The sequence below is a fragment of the Xanthomonas sp. BRIP62415 genome, from assembly GCF_003993515.1.
In the GTDB taxonomy this organism is placed as follows: domain Bacteria; phylum Pseudomonadota; class Gammaproteobacteria; order Xanthomonadales; family Xanthomonadaceae; genus Xanthomonas; species Xanthomonas euroxanthea.
The window spans coordinates 58,447-73,268 of sequence record NZ_QEZH01000042.1 but is presented as its reverse complement, the minus strand read 5'-3'; the positions used below and the strand labels follow the sequence as shown (position 1 = coordinate 73,268).

13 protein-coding genes are annotated in these 14,822 nt (G+C 66.2%); 9 read left to right on the top strand and 4 right to left on the bottom strand.

The annotated features are described in order from the left end of the window. Positions 1-45 precede the first annotated feature (45 nt). A complete protein-coding gene (yeiP, locus tag EO141_RS21220) occupies positions 46-612 on the top strand; it encodes an elongation factor P-like protein YeiP (RefSeq protein WP_115676860.1) in 567 nt (188 codons plus the stop codon). After that, positions 612-1,004, top strand: coding sequence for a hypothetical protein (locus EO141_RS21215; protein WP_127170227.1), 393 nt, complete (start codon positions 612-614; stop codon positions 1,002-1,004). Before yeiP ends, EO141_RS21215 begins: the two co-directional genes overlap by 1 nt. Positions 1,005-1,301: 297 nt before the next feature. On the opposite strand, the gene EO141_RS21210 is transcribed toward EO141_RS21215, so the two are convergent. Genes EO141_RS21210 through EO141_RS21200 form a run of 3 tightly spaced genes read right to left on the bottom strand, consistent with a single transcriptional unit; the run spans position 1,302 to position 4,910 of the window. Continuing rightward, on the bottom strand, positions 1,302-3,161 hold the full coding sequence (locus tag EO141_RS21210) for a DUF4105 domain-containing protein (protein WP_127170226.1): 1,860 nt from the start codon (positions 3,159-3,161) through the stop codon (positions 1,302-1,304). Beyond that, on the bottom strand, positions 3,158-3,457 hold the full coding sequence (locus tag EO141_RS21205; protein WP_104648635.1) for a DUF2388 domain-containing protein: 300 nt from the start codon (positions 3,455-3,457) through the stop codon (positions 3,158-3,160). Before EO141_RS21205 ends, EO141_RS21210 begins: the two co-directional genes overlap by 4 nt. A 34-nt stretch (positions 3,458-3,491) precedes the next feature. After that, on the bottom strand, positions 3,492-4,910 hold the full coding sequence (locus tag EO141_RS21200; RefSeq protein ID WP_016904350.1) for an FAD-binding oxidoreductase: 1,419 nt from the start codon (positions 4,908-4,910) through the stop codon (positions 3,492-3,494). A 208-nt stretch (positions 4,911-5,118) separates the two neighbouring features. Between EO141_RS21200 and serA the strand changes: the two genes are divergently transcribed. Then, positions 5,119-6,360 (top strand): phosphoglycerate dehydrogenase, encoded by a 1,242-nt coding sequence (serA, locus tag EO141_RS21195; protein WP_104648634.1) that lies wholly within the window; start codon positions 5,119-5,121, stop codon positions 6,358-6,360. 326 nt (positions 6,361-6,686) lie between these two features. Here serA and EO141_RS21190 read toward each other — a convergent pair whose 3' ends face one another. Next, positions 6,687-7,274, bottom strand: a complete 588-nt coding sequence (locus EO141_RS21190) for an NUDIX hydrolase (protein WP_164739369.1) — start codon at positions 7,272-7,274, stop codon at positions 6,687-6,689. A gap of 141 nt (positions 7,275-7,415) precedes the next feature. Here EO141_RS21190 and EO141_RS21185 point away from each other — a divergent pair, with 141 nt between their 5' ends. From EO141_RS21185 to EO141_RS21155, 6 genes are all read left to right on the top strand, one after another. Further along, positions 7,416-8,888, top strand: coding sequence for an amino acid permease (locus EO141_RS21185; RefSeq protein WP_164739368.1), 1,473 nt, complete (start codon positions 7,416-7,418; stop codon positions 8,886-8,888). 79 nt (positions 8,889-8,967) lie between these two features. Further along, positions 8,968-10,398, top strand: a complete 1,431-nt coding sequence (locus EO141_RS21180) for an amino acid permease (protein ID WP_127170224.1) — start codon at positions 8,968-8,970, stop codon at positions 10,396-10,398. A gap of 887 nt (positions 10,399-11,285) precedes the next feature. Continuing rightward, positions 11,286-11,939, top strand: coding sequence for a methylthioribulose 1-phosphate dehydratase (locus EO141_RS21170; protein ID WP_104535541.1), 654 nt, complete (start codon positions 11,286-11,288; stop codon positions 11,937-11,939). 40 nt (positions 11,940-11,979) lie between these two features. Then, positions 11,980-12,546: an acireductone dioxygenase gene (locus EO141_RS21165; protein ID WP_104585392.1), complete on the top strand. Its 567-nt coding sequence runs from the start codon at positions 11,980-11,982 to the stop codon at positions 12,544-12,546. A gap of 2 nt (positions 12,547-12,548) precedes the next feature. Beyond that, complete coding sequence (gene mtnC / locus EO141_RS21160; protein WP_115676855.1) at positions 12,549-13,247, top strand: acireductone synthase; 699 nt, start codon at positions 12,549-12,551, stop codon at positions 13,245-13,247. Between the two features lie 322 nt (positions 13,248-13,569). Beyond that, positions 13,570-14,649 (top strand): C13 family peptidase, encoded by a 1,080-nt coding sequence (locus EO141_RS21155; RefSeq protein WP_127170223.1) that lies wholly within the window; start codon positions 13,570-13,572, stop codon positions 14,647-14,649. The last annotated feature ends 173 nt before the right edge of the window (positions 14,650-14,822 follow it).

Here is a 14,822-nt window from a genome sequence, read left to right as displayed (position 1 = left end):
AGTTCCAATCCCCAATCCCCAATCCCCAATCTCCGACTTACATCCATGAAAGCCAACGACATCAAGAAAGGCAACGTCGTCGAATACAACGGCGGCATTTACCAGATCCGCGACATCGAGCGCAGCTCGCCGCAGGGCCGCGGCGGCAATGTGCGCTTCCGCTTCATCATGTACAGCGTGCCGGGCGGTGTGAAAACCGACGCCAGCTTCGACGCCGACGACAACCTGCCGGAAGTGGAACTGCTGCGTCGCCTGTCCACGTTCTCGTACAAGGATGGCGAGGCGTTCGTGTTCATGGACGACGAAGACTTCACGCCGTACACGCTGGATGCGGAGGTGATCGGCACCGACGCCGGCTACATCACCGACGGGTTGACCGGCATCTACGTGCAGGTGATCGACGACCAGCCGGTGGCCGTGCAACTGCCGCAGACGGTGACGCTGGAAGTGATCGAAACCCCGCCCGAACTCAAGGGCGGCACCGCCACCAAGCGGCCAAAGCCGGCCAAGCTCAATACCGGCCTGGAAATCATGGTGCCCGAGTACATCACCAACGGTGAGCGCGTGCTGGTCAACACCACCACCGGCGAATTCGCGGGCCGCGCCGACTGATGCGCACGCCGGTCGTGGTCCTTGCGCTGGGGCTGTTGGCCGCCTGCACGGGGCAACCGGCTCCGGCGCCGACATCCGCAGCCACGCCCGCGCCGGTGGCCTGCACCGACGCCAAGGTGGACGAGGAGTGGCTGCAACATCCGCCCGGCCTGTGCGGCATGCCGGAGGATGTGCGCACGCTGGTGGAGGACTACGACACCTGCGAGCACTTCGCGGGCGAGGAGCCGTACGACGCCGATCGTCGCCACGAAATCGACGTGGCGATCGCGCAGTTCTGCACGCCGGCACCGGCACGGCTTGCAAGGCTGATGCAGCAGTACCGCAACAACGCGCAGGTCAGCGACTGGCTGCGCAAGTATTCGGTGCAGGCGGATCTGCAACCGACTGGCTGAGGTGCGCTGGCTGGTGTGACAGGTGCCAGCTGGCGCATGCGTCGTCCCTGGCCGGAGCACTGGAAACTGGGACTTGCAGCTGCAGACGACAGCGCATCCCTTCTCCCATCTCGAGAAGGTGGCGCAAAGCGCCGGATGAGGGGACGGGCGAAGCCTCATGCAGTTGGACCTCTACGGGAGCTTCGCCCCGTCCCTTGACCCCAATCCCCGCTCCGCGCGCCAGTGACGCGCACGCCCGGCCTTCTCGCCCCGCAGGGAGAGGGGCCGGTACCGCCCTCCCCCGCGTAGTCCGAACCGCTATTGCGCCTGCAGAGGTATCCCCATCCCTGACCGCAGTTTGCCGGCAGCCGCATCACCCCGCGCTAGCACGCGCAGGCGGGCGCGCAGACGTTGCACATTTGCCTCGCCCTGCTCTAATCCAGTGCGGACCTCGGCCGGCAGTTGCTGCCGCCCCAGTGCCTGCAGCTGTTTCCAGCCGTCGACCAGTACGCCGGTTTCCTGCGCCACGCGCGCGCTCAGGTCCAGCTGCTCGTCTGCTTGCGGCAGTCCGTAGCCGGCGCTGCCCAACAACGTGGCCGGGTGACTGAGCTGGGCCTGCCGCGCAAATAGTGATTGCAGTTGACCCTGCACCGAGTCACGCCCGGCTGCGCCGGGTGTCAGCAGGCGCTTGAGCGCATCGCGTGCCAGCAACTCCTGGCGGCGCAACGCGGCCTGTTCCAGCAACAACGCTGCAGCCGTCTCGCGCAGACCGCCGCGCTCGAACCATTGCGCACGTGCGTCCGGCCGCGCGTCCAGCCATTGCTCCACGCTGGTCTGCGGCAGCGGCAGGCCGCGGCGGATCACCTCGAACATGGCCTGGTAATGCGCCGCCGCCGACTCGAAGTAATAGCCTTGGCGAGTCGCCTGCGCACGGTCGTCCAGCACCTGCAGGTCGGCGATGCCGGTACGGTGCAGCCGCTGGCGCACGCCGCGCGGGGTGATCGACGACAGCCCGGCCGCGGCCAGCCGCGGCACGCCGTCGTGCAGGAGCTTGAAAGTCTCCACCGCGCAATTGTTGCCAATGAAGTAGTAGCGCCCGTCGTAACTCCAGTGCACCTGCGCGGCGCGTGCGAGCAGCGCGGCGATCTCCCCGGGCGTGAGCTTCAGCGGCACCGACGACAGGGCACGCAGCTCCACCTTGGTGTATTCGTCGACCACCTGATTCAAGGGCAATACGAACAGCCGCGAAGGATACGCGCCGGTCAGCCCGCGCCAGCTGGAAATCTGCACATCGCCGACGAAGGCGCGGAACGACAGCACGCGGTGATACTGCAGATCCAGACGGCAATCGGGGCCGGGCGCACGGCCAGGGGCGCAGATCACCAGACGCAGCATGCTGTGGCCCCAGCGGCTCATCGGCTGCGCATTGCCCTCGGCCAGCAGGTAATCCACCGAATACACCCGCGATGGATCCAGTGCCAGCAATGACATTGCGCCGGCATCGTTGTCGGCCTGCAGATACGGCAGCGCCGTCTCGCAGCGCGTTGCATCGGGCATGGCGCCAACCTGCTCGGCAAACCAGGCCGCCAGCGCCGGACGCCGGCAGTGGTAATCGGCATCGAGCACGTAGTGTTCGAGATTCACCGCGACGAATTCGGCCGGGCTGCGGCGTTCGTAATCGTCGGGGCTGCGATCGCTGAACCGGTTTGCGCCACGCCCGATCCGCCAGGGACGCACCTGCCAGCCAGCCAGGTCGCGCAGGCGCGGGTCGCGCGACAGGCCGCCGTGCGCACCGCGGTCCAGCACATGCGCCAGTTCATGCACCACGGCGGCCATCGCCGCGCGCGTGGCCGGTGCACCGGGGTCGGCCTGCGCAGCGGCAGCCTGCGTGCTCCACGCATCCAGCAGCGCACGATCGAGCAGGATGCGCCGGCCGATCGCGCGGCCATGCACGTGTGCCGGCAAATCCGTACGCCACTGCAGCTGGATCGGTGCGTCGATACGCTGCATCCAGGCCGGCGGCAGGCGCTGCGCAACCTGCTGCACCAAGGCATGCGAAGCCTCGATCTGCGCCGCCGACAGGCCCTGCGGATCGACATCGACGCGTGGCTCGGCGTGCGCCGCCGGTGCGATCGCTGCGGCCAGCCACAGCCACCAGCACCGGCGTGGAGACCTCACTGGGCCAGGATGGACTGCGCCAGTTCCAGGTCGCTGGACAGCCGCGCCGCATCGCTACGGCTGCGCAGCTGCATCAGCGCCGCTTCCAGACGCACGCCGCGGATCGCGCCATTGCTGGCGACGAAGCCGGCCGCATCTTCGCGTGCATCGGCCACCACCTTGTCGTCGCCGGAACTGCTGCCGGAGGAATTGGACGAACCGGCCGACGATGCACCGGCCGAGGTCCCGGCCAGGCTGGAGGCAACGGCTGCCAGCGGCAGCAGCGTCAGGGCGCAAAACACGAGGGAGCGCATCATTGGCGTATCGATTCCATGTGAAGGTGCTGAAAGACTAACCGGCACGCGCGGCGGCAGGCGCGTCGTCGATCTCGAACAGCTTGCCGGGATTCAGCAAAAGATGAGGATCGAGCACATGCTTGATCCCGCGCATCAAGGCGATCTCCTCGGCCGAGCGCGTGCTCCACAGGTAGGCCTTCTTGACCAGGCCGATGCCATGTTCGGCAGAGATGCTGCCGCCGAAACGCTGCAAGGCCTGCGCCAGCAACTTGGTCACCTGGTCGCAGGCCGCGACGAAATCGGCCTGGCTGGTGCCATCGGGCTTGAGCACGTTGATATGCAGGTTGCCATCGCCGATATGGCCGAACCACACCACATCGAAATGCGGATACGCATCGTGCAGCAGCGCCTGGGTTTCGGCCAGGAATGCCGGCATCACCGAGATGCGCACCGACACGTCGTTCTTGTAGGGCGTGTAGCGCGCCAGCGCCTCGGTGATGCCTTCGCGCAGTCGCCACAGTTGCGCGGCCTGCGCATCGCTCTGGCTGATCACCCCGTCGCTGACCCAGCCCTGCTCCATGCAAGTCTCGAATGCCGCCATCGCCGCGGCTTCCTGCGCCGCGTCGCCGGCGGCGAATTCGGTGACCACGTAGTACGGATGCACCTGCGCAAACGGCGCCTGCGCGCCGTGCGCCAGCACGTGCTCCAGTGCGCGGTCGGTGAAGAATTCGAACGCCTCCAGCCGCAGCTGCGCGCGGAACGCGGCGAACACCTGCATCAGCACCTCGAACGAGGGCAGCGCCAGCAGCATCACGTTGCTGGGCGGCGGCGGGTCGGTCAATCGCAGCGTCGCTTCGACCACCACGCCGAGCGTGCCCTCGGAGCCGATCAGCAGATGGCGGAAATCGTAGCCGCTGGAATTCTTCACCAGCGCATTGTTGAGTTCGAGCAGTTCGCCGGCACCGGTGACCACCTTCAGGCCGGCCACCCATTCGCGGGTGTTGCCGTAGCGGATCACGCGGATGCCGCCGGCATTGGTGGCGATATTGCCGCCGATCGAGCACGAGCCGCGTGCGGCAAAGTCCACCGGGTACACCAGCCCATGCTCGCGCGCGGCGTTGTGCACCGCCTCCAGCGGCATGCCGGCCTGGACGGTGAGCGTGCGATCCACCGCGTTGAACTCCAGCGGCTTGTTCAGGCGCTCCAGGCTCAGCACCAGCTCGCCGTTGGCGGCCACCGCGCCGCCGGACAGGCCGGTGCGCCCGCCCGAAGGCACTACCGCCACCGCATGCGCATTTGCCCAGCGCAGCACCGCCTGCACCTCGTCCACCGAGCCGGGCAAGGCGATCGCAAGCGGGTTGGGCGTCCAGCGCCGCGTCCAGTCGCGGCCGTAGTGTTCCAGGTCGGCCGGCTCGGTCTTCAAACGCAACGCGGGCACGGCCTGTTGCAACGAAAGGATGCGGGGATCGGTCATGGCACACGGCGCTGCGGTAGGAACCGCACAGCGTGCCAGTGCGCGCCAGCCTCGTCCAGCTGCACGGCATGCGGCCGAGGCGGTGTTGGATTCAGCTGAAACCGTTGCACCGCAAGGACTTTGCCTGCGCAAACACTGCGTTGCGACCGCCCCATCGCGTAGCCCATCTGGCATAGTTGCCGACCCGATTGCTGCATTGCGCTCCCCCATGTCGCCGAAGAGAACCTCGTTTCCCAAGCAGGACATCCGCGTCCTGTTGCTGGAAGGCATCAGCCAGACTGCCGTGGATGTGTTCCGCGCCGCCGGTTATTCGCAGATCGAGCTGCACGCCAAATCGTTGCCGGAAGACGAGTTGATCGCCCGCATCGCCGAGGCGCATATCGTCGGCATCCGCTCTCGCACGCAGTTGAGCGCGCAGGTGCTGGCACATGCCAAGCGGTTGATCGCGGTGGGCTGCTTCTGCATCGGCACCAACCAGGTCGATCTGGACGCGGCCGAACTGGCCGGCATCCCGGTGTTCAACGCGCCCTACTCCAACACCCGCAGCGTGGCCGAGCTGGTCATCGCCGAGGCGATCCTGCTGTTGCGCGGCATCCCGCAGAAGAATGCCGAATGCCATCGCGGCGGGTGGTCCAAGTCGGCCGCCGGCAGCCACGAAACGCGCGGCAAGGTGCTGGGCATCGTCGGTTACGGGCATATCGGCACCCAGGTCGGCGTGCTGGCCGAGTCGCTGGGCATGCAGGTGATCTTCCACGACATCGAAACCAAGCTGTCGCTGGGCAACGCGCGCGCGGCGATCGACCTGGACGACCTGCTCGCACGCGCGGATGTGGTGACCCTGCATGTGCCGGAGACGCCGTCGACCAAGGACATGATCGGCGCGGCGGAAATCGCGCGCATGAAACACGGCGCGCACCTGATCAACGCCTCGCGTGGCACCGTGATCGACATCGACGCACTGGACGCGGCGCTGAGCTCCGGCCAGATCGGCGGCGCGGCTGTGGACGTGTTCCCGATCGAGCCCAAGGGCAACGGCGACGCGTTCGAATCCCCGTTGACCGCACACGACAACGTGATCCTGACCCCGCACGTGGGCGGCAGCACGCTGGAAGCGCAGGACAATATCGGTGTCGAAGTGGCCGCCAAGCTGGTGCGCTACAGCGACAACGGCAGCACCCTGTCGGCAGTGAACTTCCCCGAGGTCACCCTGCCCGAGCATCCCGACAGCCTGCGCCTGCTGCACATCCACCGCAACGTGCCGGGCGTGTTGTCCAAGATCAACGAACTGTTCTCGCGCCACAACGTCAACATCGACGGCCAGTTCCTGCGCACCGATGCCAAGGTGGGCTACGTGGTGATCGACGTCAGCGCCAGCGAGGCGCAGGCCACCGCGCTGAAGGAAGGCCTGGCGTTGATCGAGGGGACCTTGCGGACGCGGATCTTGTATTGATCTGTTGATGCACGCGCGGCCCTCATCCGCGGCCCTCATCCGGCGCTTTGCGCCACCTTCTCCCGCAAGCGGGAGAAGCAAGTGCAGGTCACCCTTCTCCCGGGAGCTCCCTTCTCCCGGGTGCTCCCCCCCCGGGTGCTCCCTTCCTTCTCTCGCGTGCTCCCTTGTCCCGCTCGCGTCCCTCTCGCGCGCTCCCCTCTTCCGCGCGCCCTCTTCTCCCGCCAGCTTCCTTCTACCGCTCGCGCCCCTCTCGCGCGCGCTCCCTTCTCCCGCTTGCGGGAGAAGGTGCCCGAAGGGCGGATGAGGGCACACGCCCTCAATCCTCCTCACACGCCTCGCGCCACCCACTTCTCGGCCATGCGCCGCATCGACGGATCCAGCTGCGGATCGGCAAGCAGCTCGGCGATCGGCCGCCACGCCAGGGCCAGTGACTCCTCGCTGACCTCGAACGCCTCGTCCGCTCCAGCCACCACCACATAGCGCGCGTCGTAATGCCAGTGCCCGGCCACCTCGCCGCGTGCTGGAATCCAGTGGCGGTCCAGGTCGAAGATGGCCGCATCCGCCAGGCGCAAGCCGCTCAATCCGGATTCCTCCTGCGCCTCGCGCAGGGCCACCTGCGCCAGGTCGCGGTCGCCGTCGGCGTGCCCGCCCAGCTGCAGCCAGCGCTGCAGCTTGCGGTGGTGGGTCAGCAGCGTGCGCGTGCCATCGGCGCTGACCACCCAGGCCGAGCCGGTGAAATGACCTTCGACACGCTCGCGCAGGAACGGGTTGGTGGCATCGTCCAGCAGCTGTGCGAACTGCTCGGCCAGCCCGGCTTCGTCGGGCCAGCGTGCGCGGTAGTCGGCCAATCGCTGTTGCAGGGTTGCATCCACCATCTGTCGTTCTCGGTCGCCCGTCGCGGGCCAGGTGGCCATTATCGCCATTCATGCTGCGTACGTGCTTGTCGTGAGCGTGTAGCTTTGGCAAGGTAGGCCGCTTGCCTGTCCGTTGGGGACGCGGCGCACACCTTCGCCCGGGCGCCAGCGCCTTAGCCTTGCCACTTAGGGATGTACCGAATGCTGAAGTCTCTGTTGAGGGTCAAACCGATCGAGCCCGCTGGACATGTGGATGGGGGCGAACCGGTCGAAGGCAGCCTGCAAGGCGAAGCCACCCTGCAACGCACCCTCACCGCCAAGCACCTGATCATGCTCGGCATCGGCGCGGTGATCGGCGCCGGCATCTTCGTGCTGACCGGCCAGGCCGCTGCCAACCATGCCGGCCCGGCGGTGATGCTGTCCTTCGTGTTTGCGGGCATCGCCTGTGCGTTCGCCGGCCTGTGCTACGCAGAGTTCGCGGCGATGATGCCGGTCTCCGGCAGCGCCTACTCGTATTCATACGCCACCCTTGGCGAAGGCATCGCCTGGTTCATCGGCTGGTGCCTGGTGCTGGAATACCTGTTCGCCGGCTCCAGCGTGGCGGTCGGCTGGTCGGCCTACCTGATCAGTTTCCTGACCGGGACGCTCGGATTACCGTTCCCGGCGGAGCTGGCCGGTGCACCACTGGCCTGGGACGGCCACAACTTTGTCAGCTCCGGCAACCTCATCAACCTGCCGGCCGTGCTGATCGTGGCTGCGGTAAGCATGCTGTGCTACGTGGGCGTCACCCAGTCAGCGTTTGCCAACGCCATCGTGGTGGCGATCAAGGTGGTGGTGATCTGCCTGTTCGTCGGCTTCGGCATCGCCTACATCGATCCGGCCAACTGGCACCCTTTCATTCCGGAAAACACCGGGCCGGGCCAGTTCGGCTGGGACGGCGTGTTCCGTGCGGCGTCGATCGTGTTCTTCTCCTACATCGGCTTCGACGCGGTCTCCACCTCCGCCGGCGAGACCAAGGATCCGCAGAAGAACATGCCGATCGGCATTCTGGTGTCGCTGGCGGTCTGCACCGTCATCTACATCATCGTCTGCGCGGTGCTGACCGGCCTGCTGCCCTACACCCAGCTCGGCACCGCCAAGCCGGTGGCCACGGCGCTGGAAGCGCACCCGCAGCTGACCTGGCTCAAGACCGCAGTGGAGATCGGTGCAATCGCCGGCCTGTCCTCGGTGGTGCTGGTGATGCTGATGGCGCAGCCGCGCATCTTCTACACCATGGCCAAGGACGGGTTGATGCCTAGACTGTTCGGCAAGGTGCACCCGAAGTTCCACACGCCCTACGTCGGAACGATCTTCGTCGGCGTGGTCGCGGCGCTGCTGGCCGGGCTGATCCCGCTCAGCGTGCTGGGCGAACTGGTGTCGATGGGCACCCTGCTCGCCTTCGCCACCGTGTGCGCCGGGGTCATGGTGCTGCGTTTCACCAAGCCGGATCTGCCACGGCCGTTCCGGGTGCCGCTGGCGATGCTGATCTGCCCACTCGGCGCGCTGGCCTGCCTGTTCCTGTTCTTCCAGGCCTTCCAGGAACACTGGAAGGTGTTCGTGGGCTGGACCGTGATCGGCCTGGTCATCTATTTCGGGTATGGCATTCGCCATAGCCGGCTGGCCCGCAGGGTTTGACTGCAAGTCCCTCGCAAGAGCCCGCACATCTCGCACACGCCCGCACCTCCATGTGCAGGGATTCAACAGGAACCGCTGCATGTTCAAGCAACTCTGGGCCACCAAACACCCGCTCGCCAGCCATGAGGCGGCCGACGGGCTGGGCCTGCAACGTGCACTCGGGCCCTGGGGGCTGACTGCCCTGGGCATTGGCGCGGTGATCGGCGGCGGCATTTTCGTCATCACCGGCCAGGCCGCGGCCGACCATGCCGGCCCGGCGATCATGCTGTCGTTCGTGCTGGCCGCGGTGTGCTGCGCGTTCTGCGCGATGGCCTACGCCGAATTTGCCGCGATGGTGCCGGTGTCCGGTAGTGCCTACACCTATACCTACGCCACCTTCGGCGAACTGGCGGCCTGGTTCATCGGCTGGATGCTGGTGCTGGAATACGGCGTCTCCGCCTCGGCGGTGGCGGTCAGCTGGACCGGCTACTTCCTCAGCCTGCTGGAACATTTCAACATCCACCTGCCGGCCGCCCTGGTCAGCGCGCCGCTGGACGGCAAGCTGCAGCGCACCGGCGCGATCGCCAACCTGCCTGCGGCCGGTATCGTGCTGCTGCTGACCTGGCTGTGCTACGTGGGCATCCGCAAGTCGTCGGCAATGAACATGGCGATGGTGATCCTCAAGACCGGCTTGATCCTGCTGGTGATCGCAGTGGGGTGGAAATACGTCGATACCGCCAACTGGCACCCGTTCATCCCGGCCAACGAAGGCCCGGGCAAGTACGGCATGGAAGGCGTGCTGCGCGGCGCGGCAATGGTGTTCTTCGCCTACATCGGCTTCGAGGCAGTGTCGGTGGCGGCGCAGGAATCGCATCGCCCGCAACGCGATCTGCCGATCGGCATGATCCTGTCGCTGGTCATCTGCACCGTGCTCTACATCGCCATGGCGGCGGTGATGACCGGCCTGGTGCCCTACACCCTGCTCGGCACCGACGAGCCGGTGGTGACCGCGGTAGCGGCACATCCGCAACTGGCCTGGCTGCGCGTGGTGGTGGAAGTGGGTGCACTGATCGGGCTGTCGTCGGTTGTGCTGGTGATGATCATCGGCCAGCCGCGCATCTTCATGATCATCGCGCGCGACGGCCTGCTGCCGTCGATCTTCACCCGCATCCATCCCAAGTACCGCACCCCGCACGTCAACACCGTGATCACCGGCGTAGGCATCGCCCTGCTGGCGGCGGTGTTTCCTCTGGATGTGCTGGGCGAGCTGACCTCGATGGGGACGCTGATCGCCTTCGCGGCGGTATGCGCCGGTGTGCTGATCCTGCGCCGTACCCACCCGGAACTGCCGCGCCCATTCCGCATGCCGGTGGCCTGGCTGATCTGCAGCGCCGGCGTGTTGAGTTGCCTGGCGCTGCTGTCGGCGATGACCCTGCACAACTGGATGTTGATGGGGGTGTGGACGCTGGTCGGGCTGGTGGTCTATTTCGGCTACGGCTACCGCCACAGCCGTTTGCGCGACGGTCGCTGAGCACGCGCGCACGCCAGCAGCCACTGACGAACGACCGCCCGCCGGTGTATGGCAGAGAGGGCGACAGGTCTCGGCTGCTGGGTGGCTGATCTGTGACCTGGTTGCAGGACCCTGATCCGCTGGTCTGCAACTTGGCTGCAGGGCCCTGATCTGCTGATCTGCAACTTGGCTGCAGGGCCCTGGTCTGCTGATCTGCAACTTGGCTGCAGGGCCCTGGTCTGCTGATCTGCAACTTGGCTGCAGGGCCCTGGTCTGCTGATCTGTAGCTTGGCTGCAGGGCCCTTGCCCGCCCACCATCGCGGGACACGCCGCAAGTACGTCCCTGTAGGCTCTTACGCGGCATCCATGCCGCGTAAGGTCCCGCGACGGTGGGCGGGCAAGGACCTGTCGAGATGGTCGGTGTGCATCGTTGAAAGCAGAAGATGAGGTGCGATGGTCGAGCCACTGTGTCTCGATCGGCTTCCCACCACTTGTCTCACCGCGGACCGAGCAGCAGACAAGCGTTTTGACGCGCAATCTGCAAGCGTCGCGTCTGCCCACCGCAAGTCGAGCAACATGTTTTCAAGAAAACAGCCGGCCAACTGTCTGGTGCGGTGTCCTTGCCGGTTGCGGGACCGTGTGGCGGCATGGATGCCGCCACCGAGCCCCCAGGGACGGGTTCACGGCGTGTCCCGCAAGCGGTGAGGGCACCGCGCCCTCGACCGACTAAAGCGTTTCACCTGGCCCTCTGACTGCCTCCGACAAGAGGCGGCCAACAAAAACCATTGCGTTCACCGCCTGACGCGCGCTCTTTGTCTTCTGTCAGCCATTTGCGACCCGGGCGTGGCAGCAACAAACCCTGCTGCGCTGCACCTGACCGTAATCCGGCGGGGCAGTAGAATAGGACCATGAATGCGACCACTGCCCCCCTGCCCTATAGCGCCGCGCGTCTGCACGAGCTGGCGCAACTGCTGATCGGCAACATCCGCGAGCTGGCCCAGGCCGGCTGGACGCCGGCCACCAGCAGCAATTTCTCCCATCGCCTGGACGAACAGCACGCCGCGATCACCGTGTCCGGCCGCGACAAGGGCCGCCTGGTCGAGGAAGACATCATGGTGGTGGACTTCGATGGCCTGGCCGTCGGCCGGCCGTTGCGCCCGTCCGCGGAGACGCTGCTGCATACCCAGCTGTATCGCCGCTTCCCGGAGATCGGCTGCGTGCTGCATACCCATTCGCCGGTGCAGACCATCGCCTCGCGGCTGTATGCCGGCGCCGGCGTGATCCGGCTGGAAGGCTATGAGCTATTGAAAGCCTTCGAGGGCAACACCACCCATGAAACGGCAGTGGACGTGCCGGTGTTCGCCAATACACAGGACATGCAGGTGCTGGCCGCGCAGGTGGAGGCCTTGCTGGACAAACAGAGCCTGTGGGGGTATCTCATCGAAGGACACGGTCTGTATGCCTGGGGCCGCAACATGGCCGAGGCACGCCGTCACCTGGAGGCCTTCGAATTCCTGCTGCATTGCGAACTCGAGCTGCTGAAGCTGCGCGGCCCGCGCTGAGTCCTCGCCACCTCCCCCTCCCCTTGTGAGCCAGATCGCCATGAGCCGACTGCGTATCTTCGCCGACACCAATCCCAGCATTCCGGAATTCGACAGCCGTGACGGCGATGCCATTGCCGCCGAGCTGACCAAGATCGGCGTGACCTTCGAGCGCTGGCATGCCAGCCAGCCGGTCGAGCCCGGCGCCACGCCCGAGCAGGTCATGGATGCCTACCGCGTCGACATCGACCGCATCAGTGCCGAGCGCGGCTTCAAGACCGTGGACGTGGTCAGCATCGCGCCGGACAACCCCAAGCGCGAGGAAATGCGCGCCAAATTCCTCGACGAGCACTTCCACAAGGAAGACGAGGTGCGTTTCTTCGTGGCCGGCTCGGGCCTGTTCACGCTGCACGTGGACGACAAGGTCTACGAGATCGAATGCGTGAAGGACGACCTGATCGCCGTGCCCGACAGCACCCTGCACTGGTTCGACATGGGGCCGGAGCCGCACTTCGTGGCGATCCGCTTCTTCACCGAGCCCGATGGCTGGGTCGGCCATTTCACCGGCACCGAAATCGCCCAACAATTCCCCCGCTACGCCCCCGAGAAACCTCACAAGGCCAGCTGACGATGACACGACCGCAAGCGATCCTCACCGATATCGAAGGTACGACCAGCAGCATCTCGTTCGTCAAGGACGTCTTGTTTCCGTATGCGCGCCGCGCCATGCCGGCCTACGTGCGCGAGCACGGCGGCCACCCACAGGTGCGGCACTGGCTCAACCAGGTGGCCGACGAGATCGGCGAGGACGTGCCGGACGAGGTGCTGGTCAGCACCCTGCAGACCTGGATCGACGAGGATCGCAAGCACACCGCACTCAAGGCGCTGCAGGGCATGATCTGGGGCGATGGCTACAAGACCGCCGACTTCACCGCGCATATCTATGCCGATGCGGCAATCCAGCTGCAGGCCTGGCATGCGGCCGGCATTCCGCTGTACGTGTATTCGTCCGGCTCGGTGCCGGCGCAGAAGCTGTTCTTCGCGCACAGCGATGCCGGCGACCTGAGCGGGCTGATCAGCGACTGGTTCGATACCGAGGTCGGCCCCAAGCGCGAGAGTGCCAGCTACCGCCGCATCGCCGAACGCATCGGCGTGCCGCCGGGCGAGATCCTGTTCCTGTCGGATGTGATCGAAGAGCTGGACGCCGCCAAGCGTGCCGGCATGCGCACTGCGCTGCTGGACCGTCTGGAGGATTACCCCACGCCACGCGCGGCCGACGAAATCGGCAGCCACCAGCGCGTGGAGAGTTTTACCGAGCTGGCGCTGTAAGCACGCTCGACAAGCCGGCTGCGCTCACCAATGGGTCAGCGCAGCCGCTGTCTGGTGCTGCGCGCGCTGCGGATAGGTGACGGTTCAAGTGCACCATCTGCGCCTGCCTGACGGCACGCTCGCGCCGCCTTTTGCCGGCTCGGGTCAGCCGGCCTCGCCAATGCGGATTGGCGAGGCCCGGCATGGAAGGCCTGCTGCACGGGACGTATTCTGCAAGATGTGCCCGAAGCACAGCGATGGACGTTGTGCAGCGTCACCGCCTGCGTTGCAATCACGGCGCCCAGGCGCTCCACCCGTCTCTCCCGAACTTCGGCGTTTTCCCATGTCGCTGCATTCCCCCTTCGGACCGAGCGCCTTGCTGCGGCGACTCTCATTGTTGATCGTCATCGTGGCCTTGATGGCCGGCTGCCATCCCGATGCCGGTGCCACATTGCCGAACCAGGTGGCAAGCGAAGACGAGGTCGATCCGGTCGACCACGCTGCGCTCGCGCAGGCCTTGAACGCGCTGCAGCCGCAGCGCCCCGGCGTGACCGATCTGTATGTGGTCGGCTTCGCCGGCGATGCCAGCGACGATGTGTTCCGCAACGAAACGCTCTACCTCAAGCAGCTGTTCGAAGGGCGCTTCGATGCGCGCGGCCGCGTGGTCACGTTGGTCAACAACCCGGACAATCTGGGCGAGCAGCCTTACGCGCCATTGGCGACCTACGACAACCTGTACGACACGCTTGCGGCGGTCGGCAAGCGCATGGATCGCAAGGAAGACGCGCTGCTGCTGTTCGTCACCACCCATGGCACCGAAGACCACACGCTGTACGTGCAGGTGGACCAGAACGAAGAGGATTTCATCAGCCCGCAGGATCTGCGCCAGGCGCTGGACGATGCCGGGATCGGCAATCGCATCATCGTGCTGTCGGCCTGCTACTCGGGTGGCTTCATTCCGGCGCTGCGTTCACCGGACACGCTGGTCCTCACTGCTGCGCGCGCAGACCGGCCTTCGTTCGGCTGCGGCAACACCTCCAATGCGACCTACTTCGGCCAGGCCTGGTTGATCGATGCGATGAACCGCAGCGACGACCCGTTGGCGGCGTTCGCCAGCGCCAAAACGGCGATCACTGCGCGCGAGAAACAGGACGGCGAATTGCCGTCGTTGCCGCAGCAGTCTCTCGGCAGGCGCATCGCACCGGTGCTGGCACGCTGGCGTGCAGGGCTACATGCGGGCCCGGCGGTGGCCTATCCGTATCCGCCGCTGGATGCTGTGCCGCATGACGGGCAAGACCGCGCTCCAGAAAGCGATTCCGATACGCAGCCACTGCACAGCCCGACGAACGCCAAAGCGCCGGCCGCTCCCACCCGCCCGCGCAACCCGCTGCCCGTGCCGCCGACACCGGCACCGCCACCCTGATCACTGTCATGCACTGAGACTAATTCTCATTTCGTCAGCGCTTGCACAGCCTCGCTACACTCGCCCGGCCAGCCAGCGCACGCCAGCCAGCATCGATCCCCGCCAGCGCGCCATCGCCTGCCAGCCCGGATCCCAGAACGCCTCCCTCGTGGAGGCGTTTGTGTTTCTGCCCC

Coding starts and splice junctions, on each gene's coding strand:
- yeiP (WP_115676860.1), top strand. CDS start 46: ATGAAAGCCAACGACATCAAGAAAGGCAACGTCGTCGAATACAACGGC.
- EO141_RS21215 (WP_127170227.1), top strand. CDS start 612: ATGCGCACGCCGGTCGTGGTCCTTGCGCTGGGGCTGTTGGCCGCCTGC.
- EO141_RS21205 (WP_104648635.1), bottom strand. CDS start 3,457: ATGATGCGCTCCCTCGTGTTTTGCGCCCTGACGCTGCTGCCGCTGGCA.
- EO141_RS21200 (WP_016904350.1), bottom strand. CDS start 4,910: ATGACCGATCCCCGCATCCTTTCGTTGCAACAGGCCGTGCCCGCGTTG.
- serA (WP_104648634.1), top strand. CDS start 5,119: ATGTCGCCGAAGAGAACCTCGTTTCCCAAGCAGGACATCCGCGTCCTG.
- EO141_RS21190 (WP_164739369.1), bottom strand. CDS start 7,274: ATGGCCACCTGGCCCGCGACGGGCGACCGAGAACGACAGATGGTGGAT.
- EO141_RS21185 (WP_164739368.1), top strand. CDS start 7,416: ATGCTGAAGTCTCTGTTGAGGGTCAAACCGATCGAGCCCGCTGGACAT.
- EO141_RS21180 (WP_127170224.1), top strand. CDS start 8,968: ATGTTCAAGCAACTCTGGGCCACCAAACACCCGCTCGCCAGCCATGAG.
- EO141_RS21170 (WP_104535541.1), top strand. CDS start 11,286: ATGAATGCGACCACTGCCCCCCTGCCCTATAGCGCCGCGCGTCTGCAC.
- EO141_RS21165 (WP_104585392.1), top strand. CDS start 11,980: ATGAGCCGACTGCGTATCTTCGCCGACACCAATCCCAGCATTCCGGAA.
- mtnC (WP_115676855.1), top strand. CDS start 12,549: ATGACACGACCGCAAGCGATCCTCACCGATATCGAAGGTACGACCAGC.
- EO141_RS21155 (WP_127170223.1), top strand. CDS start 13,570: ATGTCGCTGCATTCCCCCTTCGGACCGAGCGCCTTGCTGCGGCGACTC.